Annotated in this window: 16 protein-coding genes; 7 read left to right on the top strand and 9 right to left on the bottom strand. The window is 60.8% G+C overall.

Annotated features, from left to right (window positions below; all coding sequences use genetic code 11):
- Window positions 1-117 precede the first annotated feature (117 nt).
- A complete protein-coding gene (locus ASG19_RS11250) occupies window positions 118-2,436 on the top strand; it encodes an NADP-dependent malic enzyme (protein WP_062456577.1) in 2,319 nt (772 codons plus the stop codon).
- Between the two features lie 85 nt (window positions 2,437-2,521).
- Complete coding sequence (locus tag ASG19_RS11245; RefSeq protein WP_062456574.1) at window positions 2,522-3,211, top strand: hypothetical protein; 690 nt, start codon at window positions 2,522-2,524, stop codon at window positions 3,209-3,211.
- Here ASG19_RS11245 and bluB read toward each other — a convergent pair whose 3' ends face one another.
- Complete coding sequence (gene bluB / locus ASG19_RS11240) at window positions 3,212-3,913, bottom strand: 5,6-dimethylbenzimidazole synthase (RefSeq protein ID WP_062456571.1); 702 nt, start codon at window positions 3,911-3,913, stop codon at window positions 3,212-3,214. It abuts the gene before it with no gap.
- 81 nt (window positions 3,914-3,994) lie between these two features.
- Window positions 3,995-4,825, bottom strand: a complete 831-nt coding sequence (locus ASG19_RS11235; RefSeq protein ID WP_062456570.1) for a TolB family protein — start codon at window positions 4,823-4,825, stop codon at window positions 3,995-3,997.
- Between the two features lie 187 nt (window positions 4,826-5,012).
- Here ASG19_RS11235 and ASG19_RS11230 point away from each other — a divergent pair, with 187 nt between their 5' ends.
- Window positions 5,013-5,432 carry a TadE/TadG family type IV pilus assembly protein gene (locus ASG19_RS11230; protein WP_062456567.1) on the top strand — a complete coding sequence of 140 codons (420 nt, stop codon included), beginning with the start codon at window positions 5,013-5,015 and terminating at the stop codon, window positions 5,430-5,432.
- Between the two features lies 1 nt (window position 5,433).
- Window positions 5,434-7,170 carry a pilus assembly protein TadG-related protein gene (locus ASG19_RS11225; RefSeq protein ID WP_062456563.1) on the top strand — a complete coding sequence of 579 codons (1,737 nt, stop codon included), beginning with the start codon at window positions 5,434-5,436 and terminating at the stop codon, window positions 7,168-7,170.
- A gap of 66 nt (window positions 7,171-7,236) precedes the next feature.
- Here ASG19_RS11225 and ASG19_RS11220 read toward each other — a convergent pair whose 3' ends face one another.
- The 4 genes from ASG19_RS11220 to rpiA all read right to left on the bottom strand — a co-directional run bounded on the left by ASG19_RS11220 (window position 7,237) and on the right by rpiA (window position 11,624).
- Window positions 7,237-8,610 (bottom strand): 3-deoxy-7-phosphoheptulonate synthase class II, encoded by a 1,374-nt coding sequence (locus ASG19_RS11220; protein ID WP_062456559.1) that lies wholly within the window; start codon window positions 8,608-8,610, stop codon window positions 7,237-7,239.
- 187 nt (window positions 8,611-8,797) lie between these two features.
- Window positions 8,798-10,186: a glutathione-disulfide reductase gene (gene gor / locus ASG19_RS11215; protein ID WP_062458019.1), complete on the bottom strand. Its 1,389-nt coding sequence runs from the start codon at window positions 10,184-10,186 to the stop codon at window positions 8,798-8,800.
- 135 nt (window positions 10,187-10,321) lie between these two features.
- Window positions 10,322-10,909, bottom strand: a complete 588-nt coding sequence (locus tag ASG19_RS11210; RefSeq protein WP_062456556.1) for a DUF2059 domain-containing protein — start codon at window positions 10,907-10,909, stop codon at window positions 10,322-10,324.
- Between the two features lie 19 nt (window positions 10,910-10,928).
- Window positions 10,929-11,624: a ribose-5-phosphate isomerase RpiA gene (gene rpiA / locus ASG19_RS11205; protein WP_062456553.1), complete on the bottom strand. Its 696-nt coding sequence runs from the start codon at window positions 11,622-11,624 to the stop codon at window positions 10,929-10,931.
- Window positions 11,625-11,811: 187 nt separating this feature from the next.
- Between rpiA and ASG19_RS11200 the strand changes: the two genes are divergently transcribed.
- Entirely contained in the window at window positions 11,812-12,480 is a 669-nt protein-coding gene (locus ASG19_RS11200) for an HAD family hydrolase (protein WP_062456550.1), read from the top strand.
- 67 nt (window positions 12,481-12,547) lie between these two features.
- On the opposite strand, the gene ASG19_RS11195 is transcribed toward ASG19_RS11200, so the two are convergent.
- The gene (locus tag ASG19_RS11195) at window positions 12,548-14,551 is read right to left on the bottom strand and encodes a L,D-transpeptidase family protein (RefSeq protein ID WP_244476143.1); all 2,004 of its coding nucleotides are present in this window, start codon (window positions 14,549-14,551) and stop codon (window positions 12,548-12,550) included.
- A 390-nt stretch (window positions 14,552-14,941) separates the two neighbouring features.
- On the opposite strand from ASG19_RS11195, the gene fumC reads away from it, so the two are divergent.
- Entirely contained in the window at window positions 14,942-16,333 is a 1,392-nt protein-coding gene (gene fumC, locus ASG19_RS11190; protein ID WP_062456547.1) for a class II fumarate hydratase, read from the top strand.
- Window positions 16,334-16,597: 264 nt separating this feature from the next.
- Window positions 16,598-17,668 (top strand): GGDEF domain-containing protein, encoded by a 1,071-nt coding sequence (locus ASG19_RS11185; protein WP_062456544.1) that lies wholly within the window; start codon window positions 16,598-16,600, stop codon window positions 17,666-17,668.
- Window positions 17,669-17,678: 10 nt separating this feature from the next.
- Here ASG19_RS11185 and ASG19_RS11180 read toward each other — a convergent pair whose 3' ends face one another.
- Window positions 17,679-18,287, bottom strand: a complete 609-nt coding sequence (locus ASG19_RS11180; RefSeq protein WP_062456541.1) for a pyridoxamine 5'-phosphate oxidase family protein — start codon at window positions 18,285-18,287, stop codon at window positions 17,679-17,681.
- A complete protein-coding gene (locus ASG19_RS11175; RefSeq protein ID WP_062456538.1) occupies window positions 18,284-20,107 on the bottom strand; it encodes a monovalent cation:proton antiporter-2 (CPA2) family protein in 1,824 nt (607 codons plus the stop codon). The genes ASG19_RS11180 and ASG19_RS11175 overlap by 4 nt, the downstream gene beginning before the upstream one ends.
- Window positions 20,108-20,119 lie beyond the last annotated feature (12 nt).

The raw sequence follows: 20,119 nt of genomic DNA, 5'->3' as shown, positions 1-20,119 counted from the left end.
GAAACCGGCGGCAAAATCCGACAGCATCGCAAATATTGTAGTTTCTCGGTGGATCGATTGATGTAAGGAGGGGACTCGCATGTCAGGACGGAAATCGATACGAGGAGCCATAAGAGCATGGATGGGCACGACAATCCGAAACCATCGCCGGTAACCGGAGATCTCGACGAACAGGCTCTCTTCTTCCACCGCTATCCCCGCCCCGGCAAACTGGAAATCCAGGCCACCAAGCCGCTCGGCAACCAGCGCGACCTGGCACTTGCCTATTCGCCGGGTGTGGCCGCCCCTTGCCTTGCGATCCGCGACAATCCGGAAATGGCCGCGGAATTCACCGCGCGTGCCAATCTGGTCGCCGTGGTCTCCAATGGCACTGCCGTGCTCGGCCTCGGCAATATCGGCCCGCTCGCTTCCAAGCCCGTGATGGAAGGCAAGGCCGTTCTCTTCAAGAAATTCGCCGGCATCGATGTGTTCGACATCGAAATCGACGCGCCGGGCATCGAAGCCATGGTCTCGACGATCTCGGCACTCGAGCCGACCTTCGGCGGCATCAACCTCGAAGACATCAAGTCTCCGGAATGTTTCGAAGTCGAGCGTCGTCTTCGCGAAAAGATGAACATCCCGGTCTTCCATGACGATCAGCACGGAACGGCGATCATCGTCGCCGCCGCGATCCTCAACGGCCTGGAATTGGCCGGCAAGACGATCGATAACGTCAAGATCGTCACGTCGGGCGCCGGTGCAGCGGCGCTTGCCTGCCTGCATCTTCTCGTGTCGCTTGGCGCGAAGAAGGAAAACATCTGGGTCCACGATATCGAAGGGCTGGTCTATGAGGGCCGCGTCGAGCTGATGGACGAGTGGAAGGCGATCTACGCCCAGAAGAGCGACAACCGAGTTCTGGCCGACAATATCGCCGGCGCAGACGTCTTCCTCGGCCTGTCGGCCGCGGGCGTGTTGAAGCCCGAACTTCTGGTGCAGATGGCCGAAAAGCCGCTGATCATGGCGCTCGCCAACCCGACGCCGGAAATCATGCCGGAACTCGCCCGCGCGGAGCGTCCCGACGCGATGATCTGCACCGGCCGCTCGGACTTCGCCAACCAGGTCAACAACGTCCTCTGCTTCCCCTACATTTTCCGTGGTGCACTCGATTGCGGCGCCCGCACGATCAACGAAGAAATGAAGATGGCGGCGGTCAAGGCGATCGCAGCACTTGCCCGCGAGGAAGTCTCTGACGTCGCCGCGAAAGCCTATTCCGGCGAAACGCCGATCTTCGGCCCCGACTACCTGATCCCGTCGCCATTTGATCCGCGGCTGATCCTGCGCATCGCGCCGGCCGTCGCAAGGGCTGCGGCCGAAAGCGGCGTCGCCGCTCGTCCGATCCAGGATTTTGAAGCCTATCTCGACCAGCTTAGCCGATTCGTCTGGCGCTCCGGCTTCGTGATGAAGCCGATCTTCACGGCGGCCAAGACTGCCGAAAGAAACCGCGTCATCTTCGCCGAAGGCGAGGACGAACGCGTTCTGAGGGCTGCACAGATCTTGCTCGAAGAGCAGATTGCAAGGCCCATCCTGATCGGCCGTCCCTCGGTCATCGAAGCGCGTCTCCAGCGTTTCGGCATCCGCATCCGCCCAAATGTCGATTTCGCCGTCGTCAACCCGGAAGACGATCCGCGTTACCGCGGCTATGTCGACGACTATTTCGCGCTTGTCGGTCGCCAAGGCGTCAACCCGGAAGCGGCACGAACCATCGTGCGCACCAGCAACACGGTCATCGGCGCGCTATCGGTCCAGCGCGGCGAGGCCGATGCACTGATCTGCGGCATCGAAGGCCGCTACGACCGGCATCTGCGCGACGTCAACCAGATCATCGGAAAACGCGAAGGCACGAAGACGCTCGCCGGCCTCAGCCTCCTGATTTCGCAGCGTGGTGCGATCTTCTTCACCGACACGTTCGTCAACTACAATCCGACCGCCGAAGAGATTGCCGAGATCACCATTCTCTCGGCCCAGGAAGTGCGCCGCTTCGGCATCAAGCCGAAGGCGGCCCTCATCTGCCACTCCAATTTCGGCTCGCGCAATTCCGAAAGCGCCGCGAAGATGCGCGACGCACTCGCCATCATTCGCGAACGGGCGCCGGATCTGGAAGTCGACGGTGAAATGCAGGGTGGCTCGGCGCTTTCCGAGGAACTGCGCAAGCGCGCCATGCCGAGCACCACATTGTCCGGTGAAGCCAATCTGCTGGTCTTCCCGAACCTCGATGCGGCCAGCATCTCGCTTGGCCTGGTGCGCACCATGATGGACGCGCTGCATGTCGGCCCGATCCTGCTTGGCACGGCAAAACCCGCCCATGTTCTCGGCCAGTCCGTCACATCCCGCGGCGTCGTCAATATGGCGGCTCTGGCCGTCGTCGAAGCCTCGCAGCCAGAGTCGCTGTTCGGCTAGGTCTCACAGAAGCCGGGGCGGTTTAGGATATCTTCATCCGCCCCGGCCTATGTTTGATGGGTTTTAACGAATTGCCGGAAAAGCGATGCGATTTCGCGGCCTGATCTTCATTCCGCTCGTCTTCGTCCCCGCCTCCGTCCTGGCGCGGGATGCGCAGCTTTGCGCGGATCTGTACCGCAAGCTTCACAGCACACCCGTTGTGATCGGCAATACCGCTGAGATGCGCCGATATGCGCAGGACCTCAGCCAGGCAAACTCCGACATCCGCAAACTTCGCGTCGACATGCGGCGCGCCGGATGCGGTGGCGGCAGCATTGTTTCCTTTGGCGCGGCCAAGGCCGACCAGTGCGAACCTCTCCTCAAGCAGCTGCAAGCCCTGGAGGAAAACCGCGAAGTGCTTGTTGACGAGCGCAACAAAGCCCGCAACCTGTCCGTCACCGGGGAAGAGCGCGGCGCAACCATCGTTGCCATCCGCCAGAATGCCTGCATTCCGTCCGATTTCCAGGATGTCGCGAAGGAGGAGGAAAAGGAACGGATCCGGGTAAAGGGGATCGCGCTACCGAAGGATGAGGAGGCCTATTCCGGCAGCATCACCGACCTGCGGACCCGCAAGCCTGCCACCGTCCAGAAGGTTGCGATCGATCCCACGCCGCCGGTACCGGAGCGGAATTACGAAACCTCCGCAAAGGTCCGCACGGTGGGTCCGATTTTTCTCCCTGAAGCCAGTATTGATCTGCGCCACCCCCGCGAAAATGGTCCGCAGCAACAGCAGTAGTCAGTCTCCCTGCCAGCGCTCGGAAAACACCAGGTCTTCCAGTGCAAGGCGCTGGCGCCAGCCGCGCACGGCCAGTTCCGGCTCGCTGTAGAGCTTGTCCACATGGCCGAGACAGAGCCAGGCGACGATCGCCACGCGCTCTGGGATACCCAGCAGCCTGCGCACGTCCTCATCGCGGAAAATGCTGACCCAGCCGACACCGACGCCTTCGGCGCGCGCGGCAAGCCACAGGTTCTGCACGGCGCAGACGGTGGAGTAGACATCCATGCGCGGATTGTGGGTGCGACCGAGCACGACCGGTCCCGCCCTGTCCGGATCACAGGTAACGCAGATCGATAGCGGCGCCTTGCGAATGCCTTCAAGCTTGAGGCTGCGATAAAGATCGCGCTCGCCGCCGGAAAACATCTCGGCCGCCTCGTCATTGGCCTTGGAAAAGGCCTCCCAGGCCGCCTGCCGCATCGCCTGGTCACGGACGAGGATGAAGTTCCACGGCTGCATGAACCCGACTGACGGTGCGGCATGCGCGGCCGCCAGAAGACGGGTGACAAGCTCGTCGCTCAAGGGGTCGGCAAGGAACTGATCGCGAACGTCGCGTCGCGTTTCGATCACCCGGTAGATCGCTGCCCGCTCCGTCGCGGAAAAGGCGCCGGCCGGAGCAAGGCCTGCTTGCGTATCGTCGGACGGGTCTGGAATTGGCGGCATCGTCTATCCCCAACAATGCTTGCGACGGCTGAAGCAAAACTGCCGAGGCTATGCCCGACCATACCAGATATCGCAAGCCCATCACGAAACAGGAAAATACCTGACATAGGCGAATTCGTCACCGTCCGGTGACCAGTTTGGCGAATTCATCGTGCCCTGCCCGCCGAACAGTTCGAACAGCGTTTCGACATTGCTGCCATCCATATCCATCAGCCGAACCCGGACATCGAGATCGCGCGGATGATCGAACACGTCGCCGTCATAGGATACGAAAACGATCTTGTCTCCCTTCGGTGACGGATGCGGAAACCAGTCGCCATAGGGGCTGTCGGTGATGCGCTCCGCCGAGCCGCCCAAAGCCGGCACGCGCCAGATCTGCATGGTGCCCGTACGGCTCGAATTGAAATAGATCCAGTTCCCGTCCGGGGAGTAGTCAGGCCCGTCGTTGCGGCCTTCGCCATGGGTGAGCCGCATCTCCTCGCCGCCTTCGACCGCAATCGTATAGATATCGAAAACGTCGTCGCGGATGCCGCAATAGGCGAAGCGCTGTCCATCCGGAGACCAGCCGTGCCAGTAGGAAGGAAGCTTCGGTGTCACCAACTTTGGCTTGCCCCCGGTCGCGGCAAGCACATAGATCGCGGACTTGCCGAATTCGACCTTATCGGAAATCGCAATCATCGTGCCGTCGGGCGAGATGCCATGGTCGTTGTTGCAGGCAACCGCGAACTCGGTGTCAACGATGATCGGAGGCGTGTCGCCGGCCACGGGCAGCCGATAGATCAGCCCGTCGCTGTTGAGCATGAGGAAACGTCCGTCCGGCGCCCAGTTCGGCGCTTCGAAAAGCGCGCTCGTCTGCCAGACAATCCGGCTCTGTCGCGTCCGGATATTATAGATTTCGACCGAACTGCGCATTGCATCCTCTCCCGGCGATTTGCTGCCAGCGTGAGGTTACGACGCCTGAACACAAGGTGGCAAGTCACGCGAGATAAGCCTTCGGAACTCTAAAAACACATCATTAAAAACTGACGGACGCGATTCATGGATTCTTTATAACCGCATAACATTATATTCGAATATACTCATACAATGGGAGTTGGTGATGAGAATCCGGTCCTTGCTGCGATGCCGTTCGGGCAGTTCCGCCGTCGAATTCGCGATCATCGCGCCGGTCCTGCTTCTGATGCTCTTCAGCCTGATCGGCTATGGCGTCTACCTCGCTGCGGCTCACGCCGTGCAGCAGATTGCCGCGGATGCGGCACGCACGGCTGTTGCCGGCCTCGATGCCAGCGAACGCCAGAAGCTGGTGCAGGAGTATCTCACCAAGTCGACGATGGACTATGCGCTTCTCGACAAGAAGAACTTCACGACGAAGGTGCAAAGCGACCCGAGCAACCCCAACCAGTTCACCGTTTCGATCGAATACGACGCAAGTACCCTGCCGATCTTCAGTCTCTACAGCTACGCCATGCCGGACAAGCACATAAGGCGCTATTCGACCATGCGGATCGGAGGCATTTGAGATGCTTTTCCGCCTGAAGCGTCGTCAGACTATCGCCGGTGACCGGGCCGGCAACATTGCCATTACTGCAGCACTTGCCATGCCGCTTGCCATCGGAGCGCTGGCACTCGGCGTCGACTATGGCAGCCTGACGCTGCAGCAGCGGCAGTTGCAGGCAAGCGCCGACCTCGCCGCGATTGCAGCAGCGGCCAACATTTCGACTGCGGAAAAATCCGCTTTCGACTTTTTCGCGATGAACGGTCAAAGCATTGGCGTCGTCAGCGCCGGCGGCCTGCTGACAACCAAGGGGGTTGTCCCATTCAACCCCAAGACGGCGCTCGAAGCCTATGGCAGCTACGCCGAGATCACCAGGGGCCGCTATGTACCCGATCCCGCGCAGCCTGCCGCGAACCGTTTTGTCGCCGGCGCAACACCGCCCGATGCGGTCCGCTTGACGCTCCGCAGCAAGAGCAACCTGATGTTCGGGGCAAGTCTCACCACCCCGCCGGCGCTTGCCGCATCCGGCACAGCAGCAACGGATAAGCTTGCGTCCTTCTCGATCGGAAGTCGTTTGGCAAGCGTCAACGAGGGTGTCCTCAATGCCCTGCTTGGCCAGATGCTCGGAACGACGATTTCCCTGAAGGCGATGGATTATCGGGCCCTCGCCGATGCCCAGGTCAATGCCTTGAAGACGATCGACCAGCTTGCTCTTGATCTTGGTCTACAGTCAGGGACTTACGCGGATGTTCTCACAACCGACATCAACTATGGCAAGTTCGTCGGAGCCCTCGGCAAGACGACCGGACTTACCCCCTCGGTCTCGACGGTCCTCTCCAATCTCGAAAAGACGCTCAACAAGACGAAGGTCATGGTCAAGCTCGAGGATACGCTGAAGCTGGGACCCGTATCTCAAAAGCTGATCGGCCAATCGAGTGGACTATCTGTCAACACCAGCGTCTTCGATCTGCTGTCGGCGGCCGCAACCGCTGCCAGCGGCGGCAAGCAGCTCTCTGTCGACCTTGGGACATCCATTCCCGGTGTCGCATCGTCCAAGGTGACCGTTGCGATCGGGGAGCCGCCGGTCGGGTCGTCCTACCTTGCAGTTGGAGCGCCGGGCACGATCGTCCGCACCGCTCAGACACGCGTGGCGGTCGAGGTCGTGGTTGATGGCCTCCAGGCGATCCTCGGGCTCAAGGTCCGCGTCCCCCTCTACCTGGAAGTTGCCTATGCCGAAGGACGGCTTGCCGGGATCACCTGTACGGGCGCGGCCAACAGCGCCTCCGTCGATGTCGACGCCGTCCCGGGCATCGCGTCGATCGCATTGGGCGACGTCGATACGACTGCATTCACGAACTTCGGCAAAGATCCGCGTGTCACGCGAGCCGACATCATCTCGACCCTTCTTCTCAAGGTCTCCGCCATGGCGGACACCACCTCGACCAATCTCAAGACAGAGCGATTGACGTTCTCGCCGGCGGATATCAGCGCGAACAGGGTAAAGTCGACGTCGGTCAAGAACGTGCTTGAGTCGCTGACGACGAGCCTGCTTTCCAAGCTCGTTGTGCGGGTAGACCTTCTCGGCCTTGGGCTTGGACTGCCGCAACCCATTATCGCTGCCATCGGTGCCACGCTCGGTGCGGCCATGAGCCCGGTCGACACCGTCCTCTACAACGTCCTGCTGACCCTGGGCGTGCGCGTTGGTGAAGCGGATGTCCAGGTCGGTGGCGCGTCCTGCCGCAACCCCGTTCTCGTCCAGTAGGCGGCCCTTGCAACGCAAAAGGCCGGCGTTGTCACGCCGGCCTTTTGCGTTGCGTCGAACCGGGGTTCAGCCGTTGACGACCATTCGCTTCTCGTCGCGACCGCTTTTCATACGCTCGGCCAGGAGGAACGCCAGTTCCAGCGCCTGGTCGGCATTGAGGCGTGGATCGCAGTGCGTGTGGTAGCGGTCTTGCAGATCGCCGGCCGTCACCGCCCGGGCGCCGCCGGTGCATTCGGTCACATCCTTGCCGGTCATCTCGATATGGATGCCGCCCGGATGGGTGCCTTCCGACCGGTGGATCTGGAAGAAGCTTTCCACTTCCGACAGGATCCGCTCGAAAGGACGGGTCTTGTAGTTGTTGAGCGTGATCGTGTTGCCATGCATCGGATCGCAGGACCAGACGACCTTGCGACCTTCGCGCTCGACGGCACGGATCAGCTTCGGCAGGCCATCGGCAACCTTGTCGTGGCCGAAGCGCGCAATCAGCGTCAACCGGCCCGGCTCGTTGGCGGGGTTCAGAGCGTCGATCAGCTGGATCAGATTGTCCGGCTGCAGCGACGGACCGCATTTCAGACCGATCGGGTTCTTGATGCCGCGGAAGTATTCCACATGCGCGTGGTCGAGCTGGCGTGTGCGGTCGCCGATCCACAGCATGTGGCCCGACGTTGCGTACCAGTCGCCGGATGTCGAATCGACGCGCGTGAAAGCTTCCTCATAGCCGAGAAGCAGGGCTTCATGGCTGGTGAAGAAATCTGTTTCGCGCAGGCTCGGCTGATTGTCGGCCGTGATGCCGATCGCCCGCATGAACTCCATCGTTTCGCTGATCCGGCCGGCCAGCATGCGGTAACGCTCGCCCTGCGGACTGTCCTTCACGAAGCCCAGCATCCACTTGTGGACGTTTTCGAGGTTGGCATAGCCACCCATCGCGAAGGCACGCAGGAGGTTCAGCGTTGCCGCCGACTGGCGATAGGCATCCAGCTGGCGCTCCGGGTTCGGAATGCGCGAGGCCTCGGTGAAATCGATGCCGTTGATGATATCGCCGCGGTAGGACGGCAGTTCGATATCGCCCTGCTTCTCGATATTGGACGAGCGCGGCTTGGCGAACTGGCCGGCGATCCGGCCGACCTTCACGACAGGAAGCTGCGCACCGTAGGTCAGCACGACGGCCATCTGCAGGAACGAGCGGAAGAAGTCGCGGATGTTGTCGGCGCCATGCTCGGCAAAGCTTTCGGCGCAGTCGCCGCCCTGCAGAAGGAAGGCATCACCTTCCGCCACCTTGGCAAGCTGGGATTTCAGGCGGCGAGCCTCACCCGCAAACACGAGCGGCGGGAATGTGGAAAGCTGTGCCTCGGTTGCTTCCAATGCAGCCATGTTCGGATAGTCCGGAACCTGCTGGATGGGCTTGTTCCGCCACGTGCTCGGGGTCCAGTTCTGCGCCATGATACTCACCTGTTTCCACCCCGGCTCCCCCGCCGGGCAAAGCTTCAAATTTTGCGGGGCTTATAGACCGAACGGCCTCGTTTGCATAGCGGGTAGATAAGCGCCCGGCCGGGCTTCCTCCAGTGCAACAAACGACGTCGAACCATCTCACATTGCTAAATTATATTCGTCCCGGTCAAAACAGATCTCAGACCCGCTCGCCATTCCTGATGCGGTAGCTCGGAGTGTACATGGTCACCAGTTCCTCCGAAGCCGTCGGATGCACCGCCATCGTGCGGTCGAAATCGTCCTTCGTCACGCCGGCCTTGAGGCAGATGCCGATCAGCTGCGCCATTTCTCCGGCTTCGTGGCCGAGGATGTGGGATCCGATCACCTTGCGGCTCTCGGCATCGACGATCAGCTTCATGATCGTCTTTTCCTGCCGGCCGGAGAGCGTTGCCTTCATCGGCCGGAATTCCGCGCGGTAGACTTCGAGCTCGGCATAGCGCTTGGCCGCTTCCTCTTCCGAAAGACCGACCGTGCCGATTTCCGGCTGCGAGAACACCGCCGTCGCAATCAGCTCGTGATCCGGCTTGGTCGGGTTGTTCCTGAACGCGGTCTCGATAAAGCACATTGCCTCATGGATCGCGACCGGCGTCAGCTGTACCCGGTTGGTGACATCGCCGAGCGCATAGATGTTTTCGATATTGGTGCGCGAATACTCGTCGACGACGATGGCACCGAGATCATCCACCTCGACACCGGCAGCCTCAAGCCCCAATCCATCGGTGTTCGGATCACGACCGAGCGCCAGCATCACCGAATCAACGGCAAGCGTTTCGCCGCCCATGGTCGACGCGATGAGATGACCGGCCGGAGATTTCGTCACTTCGGCGATCACGTCCGTCAGGATGACCCGCATCCCCTTGTCTTCCATCGCCTTGCGGAGTCCGTGGCGCATGTCCTGGTCGAACCGCGACAGGATCTCCTGACCGCGATAGATGAGCGTCACCTCGACGCCGAGGCCATGAAAGATGTTGGCGAATTCCACCGCGATATAACCGCCGCCGGCGATCAGGATCGATTTCGGCAGTTCCGGCAGATCGAAAGCCTCGTTGGACGAGATGCAGAGCTCGTAGCCGGGAAGGGCCACATGCGGGTTGGGTGTGCCGCCCGTGGCAATCACGATCTTGTCCGCCGTCACGGTTCTTCCGGATTTCACGAGGCGCACCGTATGCGCATCGACAAGCTCGGCCCGGTCTTCGATCGCCTCGGCGCCGCTATTGGAGAGATTGCGCTTGTAGATCGCCTCGAGCCTCGCGATCTCGGCATCCTTGGCCGCGATCAGCTTCTTCCAGTCGAAGCTGGTTTCGCCGACCGTCCAGCCGAAGCCGACAGCATCTTCGAAATGCTCCGAGAACTGCGACGCGTAGACAAGCAGCTTCTTCGGCACGCAGCCGCGGATGACGCAGGTACCGCCGAAGCGATATTCCTCGGCCACGGCGACCCTCTTGCCGAGCGATGCGGCCACGCGCCCTGCCCTGACGCCACCGGAGCCTGCACCGATCACGAACAGGTCATAGTCATAGGCGGTCATGGCAGGCTCCTGAAGAAAGAACATGGGTGGGATGCTTGGGGCATAGATAGGTGCCAGCCACATATAATGCTGCAGCCGCCATAAACAAAAGCCCGGATTTCTCCGGGCTTTTCAGAAGTCTTGTGGATCAGTCGATCAGGGCTTGGCAGCAGGCGTCGGAGCCGGCTTGGCGCCAGCCGCCGCAGGTGCCGGCGTATCGACGACAGGTGCCTTGATCGGGTTGGCATCGATAACGCCGCGCAGCTTGGCGGTCGCCTGGGTGTTCAGGTCGCGCGAAATGCCGTTGGCCCAGATTTCAGCCGCACGTCCGAGTTCGCGGGCAACCAGCGGCTGGTTGTTCAAAAGCTTCTTGCCGGCTTCGGTCGTGAAGAAGGTCGAGATCGTCTTCAGCTCATCGACGGAAAAGCTTTTGGCGTAGATCGTCGCGGCTTCCTTTTCGAGATCCGCGCGACGCGGAGCAAGCGCCAGCGCCTCTTGGTCGACGATGGCGTTGATCTGTTCCTGGAAGTTCGGCGAAGACTGGATAAACTGACCCTTCAACGCTTCGGCCATGTTGGGCAGAATGTTGTCGAACCGATCGGTGACGTTGAGCGAAGCGATAGCATCGCGCGCAGCCGCCATATGGGCCTCAGGAATTTCCTGGGCCTGAGCAGAAACGGAAACGGCGCCGGACATCACAATTGCGAGGGCGGCAGCACGGCCAAGAACCGCGAATTTGATCATGGGTTGATTGCTCCTAAGGTTATTTCGCCTTCAACGTCCGCGCACCAGCCTCGCCGGCGATGATCGCAAAGGACGCGATGTGAATGAACAGCCCGTGCTCGACGACGCCGGGAATGAGATGAAGTTGAGCTGACAAGGCCTCTGCATCAGGAATGCGGCCAAAAGATGCGTCAAGAATATAGTGCCCGCCGTCGGTGCGGAACACATCTTCGCCACCGCGGCGCAGCTTCAGTTCGCCGGAAAGGCCGAGCCTGGAGGCCGCCTTTTCGATGGCAATGCGTGTCGAGGCCATCCCGAACGGATTGATCTCGATCGGCAGCGGAAACGCGCCGAGGGTTTCCACGACCTTGCTTTCGTCGGCAATCACGATCACCTGAGCAGACGCCGCCGCAACGATCTTTTCACGCAGCAAAGCACCGCCGCCGCCCTTGATCAGGGTCAGGTTCCCGTCCACCTCGTCGGTGCCGTCGATCGTCAGATCGAGCTCCGGCAGTTCGTCGAGCGATTTGAGGGGAACGCCGAGTTCGACGCAAAGGCGGGCGGTCCGCTCCGAGGTCGGCACGCCGAGAACCTTCAGGCCGCCATGCACCTTTTCGGCCAGGAGACGAACGAACTCTTCGGCAGTCGAGCCTGTGCCGATGCCAAGACGCATTCCGTCTTCGACATATCCCAGCGCAGCCTCAGCCGCCTTGACCTTCATTTCTCGGGCGTCCATCCGCCAAAAGCTCCAGAATGTTCCTGCGGTCGCTGTTTACACGGCTCTTTTGACAAACGAAAGAGCCTAACGTCTTGCACACAGGCTTGCTGAGGTTTTGCAGCGTCGCCGGATCCGTGTTAGTCGCTGCCTTGCTTTTTTCTGTGTTGATATTCCAGCCGGCATTCATCGAAACCAAGAGGCACCCGTGAAAACTCCCCTCGTCATCTTCGATCTGGATGGTACCCTCGTTGATACCGCGCCCGATCTCATCGATAGCCTCAATCACACGATTGCCGCGGCCGATCTGCAGCCTGTCGCCTATGAGGACATCACCCATCTCGTCGGCCAGGGCGTGCGGATGATGATCGCCCGCGCCTTCCACCTGCGCAACACGCCGCTCGACGACGAACTGGCGGCGCGGCTTTTCGATTGCTTCATGGCGCATTACAAGGCGAATATGCCGGGCAAGAGCAAGGTCTATCCCGGTGTCATCGACTGTCTTGATCGCCTCGCATGTGCAGGCGTCCGGCTTGCCGTCTGCACCAACAAGCTGGAAGAACTGGCGCTGCCGCTGATGCAGGGCCTTGGCCTTGCCTCGCGTTTCGACGTCATCACCGGCGGAGACACGTTTGCGGTCCGCAAACCCGATGCGGGGCATATTCTCGGCACGATCGAGAAGGCTGGCGCCGACCCGGCATGCAGCATCATGATCGGCGACAGCATCAACGACATCCTCGCCGCGCAAAATGCAAGGATTGGTTCGATCGCCGTCAGCTTCGGCTATTCCGACGTCCCGGTCGTGGACCTCAACGCCGACATCGTCATTGATCACTTCGACGATCTGACCGTCCAGGTCATCCGGCAGATGATCTGAGGTCAACCCGAACGAAAACGGCGGCTCGAAGGCCGCCGTTTCCAATTGGACGTCAAGATTTTCAGCTTTAAGCCGAACGTGCCTTCGTGGTTGCCTCGAATGCCTTTCTCACTGCCGCGTCGCGATCGTAGACGTCGTCGAAATACTCGACCTTTCCGTCCTTGTTCGGCCATGCGGTAAAGTAGGAAACGTAGACCGGGATCTTTGCGGTCACCTTGGCCGCAACGTTTTCACCACCGGCGATCCGAGCATCGACCTCCTGCTCCGAAATGCCGAGGACGGCCGCAGCCATCTTGCGCGGCTCTGCAAGTCTCACGCAGCCATGGCTGAGCGCACGCATGTCACGCTGGAAGAAGCTCTTCGAAGGCGTGTCATGCATGTAGATCGCATGGGCGTTCGGAAACAGGATCTTCAGGTCGCCGAGAGCATTGTCGCTCGACGGAGGCTGACGAACCGAGACGTTCTGGGTCGAAGTGTACCAGTTGACGCTGCGCGACGGCACAGCCTTGCCATTGACCGCGACTTCATAGCCGAGACGATCGAGATAGGACGGGTCCGCGCGAAGCTTCGGCAGCATCTCGTTGACGATGATCGACTGCGGCACGCCCCAGTATGGGTTGAACTCGACAGTCTCGATCTCGTCCTGGAAGAAGAACGTCTGATGCGCCTTCGATCCCACAACTGTGCGCATCGAGAACTGCTCGACGCCGTTCTCGTTGTAGTAAACGCGGAATGCAGGCTGGTTGATGAACACGTAGCGCTGACCGAGATCGCTCGGCAGCCAGCGCGCCTGTTCCATGGCGACCACAAGCTTTTCGATCTTGTCCTGCGACGTATGGCCGACCATCTTGCGAACGGTCGCCGCACCGATGACGCCATCGGCCTTCAGGCCTGCTTCGCTCTGGAAACTTTTGACCAGATCGACCAGCTCGGGCGTGTATTCCGGCGTCTGCTGGTAGCTCGCAAGCGTCGCTTCGTGTTTGGTCTTCAGCGCATCGGACCCCGAATGCTGGATCGCCGCCACAACAGCTGACAGATCAGGGCTGCTGTTGCCCGGCTTCAGGAGCAGATTGTCCGGGAGCTTCACGGCGGTCGCTTCACTCGCAGCTTCAGCACGCAGCCTGACAAGCTCGGCTTTCAAAGCCGTGAAATGCCGATCCTGCGGAGCAAGGCCTGCAAGATAGGCGCCGGGTTCCTGACCTGTCGCCAGGAAAGCCATGACGCCATTCAGATCGACGGTCTTCAGCTTGAAGTCGTGGAATCCGGAGATCTTGTTCGGATCGATACGCCCGCGCGTCATATCCTGCGCAAACAGCAATGCCTTGGCAGACAGAGCAAGCTCGAACTGCATCAGATCGCGGTCGTGACCCTCGGCCGGACCGGCGGCAGGTGATGCTACGGCAGGCGTTTCAGCCGTGGTGGTAGCTGTGTCCGGCGTGGCAGCGACGGGTGTGGCGGTTGCCGCTTCCGGCGCCGCGGCGGAGGGGGTTGCGGGGTCGACACTGGCCTCGGCTTCAGCCGACGCAACCGGCGCTTCGGCCGGCGCGACGCTGGCGGTCGTCAGGTTCGGAACCTTCAACGCGTAGTCGGCGGGATCCAGACCGAAGTCGGCGGCCTTTTCCAGCACGCTGATCAGCGCCCGCGCATGGTCGTTGGCATCGCCGCCGGAGACCCAGAGCGGAGCTGCGTTCTTGCTGTAATAGGCTTCGAGTGCGGACGCGATCGCAGACGGGGCCGAAACCTTTGCCTGCGCGATCAGGCGGGTCGCATCGGTCGCTGAAGCCGCGGCAAAGCCTGCGGTCTGCACAGCCCGGCTGGCATCGGCTTTATACGTATAGTAGCGGGGTCCGGACACCTTCGGCAGCGGCTCGGGATCGGCCAGCGCCTTTTCGGTAGGAGCAACAGTCGTCACACCCGGAACGCCGTTGTCGGCGGCGCGGCTCTTGCCAGGGCCGCCTTTCAGGAAATCCATCAGAGTCAGGGCGTTGGCGGGGCCGGCCAGGACGGCAAAGGCCGAAATTCCGGAAACCAAAGCCAGAGCGAGCGAAGTCTTTTTGGTATCTTGCGGCAATTTTGTCCCCGTCATTTCCACCCGCTTGCAAATCTGCGGGATCAATTCATGCAGCCCGCCATCTATCCGATCGCGTGGCCTGTGGAAAGAAACGCCCGAGCACACACAAAGCCGGATCTGAGCGGCAAAGCATACGCGAACGCCGGCGAAGATTAAGAAATTATTCGTTAAATTTTCACCAATGGGTAACCTAGTTTATTTGGCCGACCATTGTTCCATCGGGCACAATTCCACGCGGCGTGACCGAAATGGCACGCGGACACGGTCACAAATCGACCCCGGCTGCGCTTGAAGTCACCCGGTAATGGTATAGTAATGCCGGCGCCGGTTTCGTGCCCGGCACGCGATAGTTCGCCCGCGTTCGCGGGCATGGGAGACAGAGGCGACACGATGACCACAACGCGCACCGAAACCGATACTTTTGGCCCGATCGACGTGGCCGCAGACCGCTACTGGGGCGCTCAGGCGCAACGTTCGCTTGGAAACTTCAAGATCGGCTGGGAAAAGCAGCCGCTGGCCGTGGTCCGTGCGCTCGGCATCGTCAAGCAGGCCGCAGCCGTTGCGAATATGGAACTTGCGGGTCTCGACCGGACCGTCGGCAAGGCGATCGTCGATGCCGCTCAGGAAGTGATCGACGGCAAACTCAACGATCATTTTCCGCTGGTGGTCTGGCAGACTGGTTCCGGCACCCAGTCGAACATGAACGCCAACGAAGTGATCTCCAACCGGGCGATCGAAGTCCTCGGTGGCGTCATGGGCTCCAAGAAGCCTGTGCACCCGAACGACCACGTCAACATGAGCCAGTCGTCGAACGATACGTATCCGACGGCCATGCACATTGCCTGCGTCGAAACCATCGTCCGCCATCTCCTGCCGGCGCTCAGGCATCTGCATGAGGCTCTGGAAGCCAAGGTGAAGGCGTTTGCCCACATCATCAAGATCGGCCGTACCCACACGCAGGACGCGACGCCGTTGACGCTCGGCCAGGAATTTTCCGGCTATGCGGCGCAGGTCGCGTCCGCGATTGCCAATATCGAGCTGACGCTCCCGGCACTCTCCAAGCTTGCTCAGGGCGGCACTGCCGTCGGCACAGGCCTCAACGCCCCGGTCGGCTTTGCCGAAAAGGTCGCCGACGAAATCTCGAAGATCACCGGCCTGCCCTTCGTGACGGCACCGAACAAGTTCGAAGCACTTGCCTCGCACGACTCGATGGTGTTTTCGCACGGCGCGATCAATGCGGCAGCAGCCGCCCTGTTCAAGATCGCCAACGACATCCGCTTCCTCGGCTCCGGTCCGCGTGCCGGCCTTGGCGAACTGTCGCTGCCGGAAAACGAGCCGGGCTCGTCGATCATGCCGGGCAAGGTCAACCCCACGCAGTCGGAAGCGCTCACACAGGTCTGCGCCCACATCTTCGGCAACCATGCTGCCCTCACCTTCGCCGGCAGCCAGGGGCATTTCGAGCTGAACGTCTACAATCCGATGATGGCCTACAACTTCCTTCAGTCGGTTCAGCTGCTCGGTGATGCTGCCGTTTCCTTTACCGACAACTGTGTCGTCGGCATCGAAGCGCGTGAAGACAATATCCGCAAGGGCGTCGAAAACTCCCTGATGCTGGTCACCGCGCTGAATTCCAGGCTCGGCTACGACACCTGCGCCAAGATCGCCAAGACCGCGCACAAGAATGGCACCACCCTGCGTGAGGAAGCCGTTGGCGGTGGCTATCTGACGAACGAGGAGTTCGATCAGTATGTCCGTCCGGAAAACATGATCGGGCCCAAGTAAATCGGTCCCAATAGCGATGACGGGGTCGGTCAACCGATAGGCCCCGTCGTCAAGATTACATCCGGAATGAGCTAGACCGAACCATATGTTTGGCTTGTATCGCAAGCTCAGCCAAGATTTGCACTTTCACGCAATATAACATAGAATCATAATTAAAATAACGCGTACAAAATTGCGCAAATACAAACTGCTCTTAATTGTTTTCCAATATTCGTCACATATAAATTTATCCACACAGTGGATGAGGTCTAGTGGGGGTCGTCGATGACGACGGGTGTGGCGCCGAAGGCGCAATCCAGTGATTTGATCAGTCAAGTCATATACGCAATTCGGGCGATGGGGGTCGCTTCGATACCGCGTAATTATCAGCTATTCTATGAAGCTTACATCGGCTCCAACCCCGAGCTGGCACAGGATCTTGCGGCGCTGGGCTCACGCGCGACGCAAGAGGAACTCGACGACCTTTCTGCCCGGCACCTGGGAACGGGGCAGGTCGATGTCATCGAGAAGGCGCATGACCGCATCTTGACGGAGCTGGACTCTGTCTTGAAGCTGTTGCGTCAGGAACAGGCGTCGCTCGAAAGCTACAGCCGTCTTCTTGGCGAGACCGCCGTCCGTATCAATGCCAAAAGCAGCTTTTCGAGCGAGCTGATCCGCAACGCCGTCAGCCTTCTCAACGATGCGACCGGTGACAAGATCGCGCAGGGCGAAAAGACCGCCGGTGACATGGAGCAGCGCTCGCAGGAGATGGATCAGGTCCGCCGCGAACTCGACGAGTACAAGCGGATCGCCAATACCGATTCCCTGACGCGGCTTTCCAACCGACGGGCCTTCGACGAGCGCCTGGCAACGATCTTCGACCATGCGCCAAGCCTGCCCGTGACCGCGCTGGTCCTCGCCGACATCGACAACTTCAAGAAGATCAACGACAGCTACGGCCATCCGGTCGGCGACAAGATCCTGTCGACCGTCGCCTCGGTCATCCGTTCGAACGTCCGCAAGGAAGTCTTCGTCGCACGCACAGGCGGCGAGGAGTTTGCGATCATCGTTCAGGGCAACACACCCGACGAGGTCATGATCATCTGCGAGCGGGTGCGTCGTGCTCTCGAAACGCGCGCCTTCCGCAATTCCCGCTCGGGCATCAACTATGGGCCAGTCACCATCTCGCTCGGATACTCGATGGCCTCGCAGGCAGCCGATCCAGGCGATCTCTACGCCCGCGCAGACACGGCGCTCTATCATGCCAAGAACTCCGGACGAAACCGGACCGTGTTCTACGAAGACAGCATGACCAAGGATTACGTCAGCAAGAGCTGGCTGATCTACAAGAAGTGATCGCCTGCTCTCACCACATCGTCTTGGCGGCACGGTCCGCCCAGTCGCGGTCATAGGTCTCCTTGTCGAAGTCGGCCTTTGCCGCCTTCAGCAAGGTGCCGGGCGTCGGAAGGGTCCTCGGGTCCACAAAACGCGCAGGGTTCCACAGTTCCGACCGCATCAGCGCCCGCGCGCATTGGAAATAGACCTCGTCGATAGCAATCACCGTCACGCTGCGCGGGTGCTTGCCGTCCATCTCGAAGCTTTGGAGCAGTCCGGGCTCCACCGACACCACCGCGCGACCATTGATCCGCATCGTCATCGTCGAGCCCGGCACGAGAAACATCAGCGCGACCCGCGGATCTCGAACGATGTTGATCAGCGAATCGATGCGGTTATTGCCACGCCAGTCCGGAAGCGCCAGCGTCCGCTCGTCCTCGATCCGCACCACCCCGCCGAGATCGCCGCGCGGCGAGCAGTCGATCCCTTCCGGCCCGACGGTTGCCAGCGCCACGAACGGTGACGCCTCGATCATCTGCCGATATTCAGCCGTCAGGAAGCGGGTCACCTTGGCAAGCGATGCCTCGCTGCTGTCGCCATAGATCGCCTTCAGTTCGTCGACCGTTGTGATGATTGTCATCTTGCTGCCCCTTGCGCCGCGTCCTGTGCGGCCGCCCGTCGTTCCCGTTCGCGCGCCGTTTTGGCGGCGATGATGTCTGCCGGTTGCGCATTGCCCTTGATCAGCGACCGGCCGGCATAGATGCCGCCGACTTGTTCCAGCGCAAACCGTTCGCGATCGATCTCACGGAACTCCTCGACCATCTGAAGCGCGGTCTCGTCGGCCTCACCCAGAGCGCGCAGTACCTCGCCTCCGAAGCTCAGCGCCGAATCGTAGGTTTCGCGGATCTGGTAATCGACGCCGGCCTTCAGAAGATCGATTGCATGGCCTCGGTCATAGGCGCGGGCGAGAACCGGAACGAGCGGGAACTCTTCCTTGACGATCTCGGCGATCTTCAGCGCCGCTTCCTTGTCGTCCACACAGATCAGGATCGCCCTTGCCGTCGCCGCACCGGCTGCATGCAGGATCTCGGGTCGGACACCGTCGCCGTAATAGACCTTGAAGCCGAAATCACCGATGTCGCGGATAAACTCCGCATTGCTGTCGATGATCGACAGCGTATAGCCTCGCGCCAGAACCGGCTGGCTGACGATCTGTCCAAAACGCCCGAAGCCGATCAACAGCACCGTATTTTCGATATTCTCTGGCTCGGCCAGACCGCTCGTATCCACTTCCGGCTTCGGCGCGGTGCGCACGTAGATCGCAACGACCAGCGGCGTCACTGCCATCGAGATAACGATCGTCGCCGTCAGCACGGCATTCGTATCGGAATCCAAGATGCCGACGGAGGCCGCCGCCGCGTAGAGCACGAACGCGAATTCGCCGCCCTGTGCCATCAGGATCGCACGTCCGAGACCTTCGGCGTGGGACGTGCCGAGCAGCCTTGCGACCCCGTAGATCACCAGCCCCTTGACGATCATGTAGGCGATCACGGCCAGAAGCACATGCTGCCAGTTGGCGGCAATCACCGACAGATCGACCGCCATGCCGACGCCGAGAAAGAACAGACCCAGCAGGATGCCGCGAAACGGTTCGATATCGGCCTCGAGCTGATGCCGGAAGGATGATTCGGACAGGAGAACGCCCGCAAGAAACGCGCCCATCGCCATCGACAATCCCGCAAACTGCATCAGCAGCGCCGATCCGAGCACGACGAGAAGAGCCGCAGCGGTCATCACCTCCCGGGCGCCGGAGTTGGCAAGCAGCCGGAAGAACGGGTTAAGCAGGTATCGCCCGGCAAGAACGAGTGCGGCAAGCGCTGCAAACCCGATGCCGACCGATTGCAGCCGCTCGGTCAAGGATACGGCCTCGCCCTGCGCCGCCAGGAGGGCGACGATAGCCAGCAGCGGCACGATGGCGAGATCCTCAAACAGCAGGATCGCAACGATATGCTGGCCCTTCGGCGTGTGCAGATGGTTGCGCTCCTGAAGCATCTGCATGACGATTGCCGTCGAGGTCAGGACGAAGCCGGTGCCGGCGACGAAGGCGACAGGCGCCGGATAACCGAAGCCGATCCCGACAGCCATCAGCAAAACAATACAGGCGCACACCTGCAGTGCGCCAAGCCCGAAAATATCCTTTCGCATGCTCCAAAGCCGCGATGGCTGCATTTCCAGTCCGATGACGAACAGGAACATGACGACGCCGAGTTCGGCAATGTGCAGGATCGCCTGCGGATCCGAGACAAGTTTCAGTCCAAAAGGCCCGATCGCCAAACCGGCGGCGAGATAGCCGAGCACGGATCCGAGACCGATCTTCTTGAAGAGGGGTGCCGCAATAACCGCTGCCCCGAGAAGCGCGACGACCTGAACCAGATCGCCCGCATTTGATTCCGCTGCCACCCCGACAATCCC

This window comes from Rhizobium sp. Leaf306, from assembly GCF_001423425.1.
Classification (GTDB): Bacteria; Pseudomonadota; Alphaproteobacteria; order Rhizobiales; family Rhizobiaceae; genus Neorhizobium; species Neorhizobium soli.
This window is presented reverse-complemented; position numbering and strand designations above follow the sequence as displayed.

Bases quoted from the DNA above. Each gene is read 5' to 3' on its own strand.
- ASG19_RS11245 (WP_062456574.1), top strand. From the start codon at position 2,522: ATGCGATTTCGCGGCCTGATCTTCATTCCGCTCGTCTTCGTCCCCGCC.
- ASG19_RS11250 (WP_062456577.1), top strand. From the start codon at position 118: ATGGATGGGCACGACAATCCGAAACCATCGCCGGTAACCGGAGATCTC.
- ASG19_RS11235 (WP_062456570.1), bottom strand. From the start codon at position 4,825: ATGCGCAGTTCGGTCGAAATCTATAATATCCGGACGCGACAGAGCCGG.
- ASG19_RS11185 (WP_062456544.1), top strand. From the start codon at position 16,598: ATGACGACGGGTGTGGCGCCGAAGGCGCAATCCAGTGATTTGATCAGT.
- ASG19_RS11180 (WP_062456541.1), bottom strand. From the start codon at position 18,287: ATGACAATCATCACAACGGTCGACGAACTGAAGGCGATCTATGGCGAC.
- bluB (WP_062456571.1), bottom strand. From the start codon at position 3,913: ATGCCGCCAATTCCAGACCCGTCCGACGATACGCAAGCAGGCCTTGCT.
- rpiA (WP_062456553.1), bottom strand. From the start codon at position 11,624: ATGGACGCCCGAGAAATGAAGGTCAAGGCGGCTGAGGCTGCGCTGGGA.
- ASG19_RS11230 (WP_062456567.1), top strand. From the start codon at position 5,013: ATGAGAATCCGGTCCTTGCTGCGATGCCGTTCGGGCAGTTCCGCCGTC.
- gor (WP_062458019.1), bottom strand. From the start codon at position 10,186: ATGACCGCCTATGACTATGACCTGTTCGTGATCGGTGCAGGCTCCGGT.
- ASG19_RS11220 (WP_062456559.1), bottom strand. From the start codon at position 8,610: ATGGCGCAGAACTGGACCCCGAGCACGTGGCGGAACAAGCCCATCCAG.
- ASG19_RS11225 (WP_062456563.1), top strand. From the start codon at position 5,434: ATGCTTTTCCGCCTGAAGCGTCGTCAGACTATCGCCGGTGACCGGGCC.
- fumC (WP_062456547.1), top strand. From the start codon at position 14,942: ATGACCACAACGCGCACCGAAACCGATACTTTTGGCCCGATCGACGTG.
- ASG19_RS11210 (WP_062456556.1), bottom strand. From the start codon at position 10,909: ATGATCAAATTCGCGGTTCTTGGCCGTGCTGCCGCCCTCGCAATTGTG.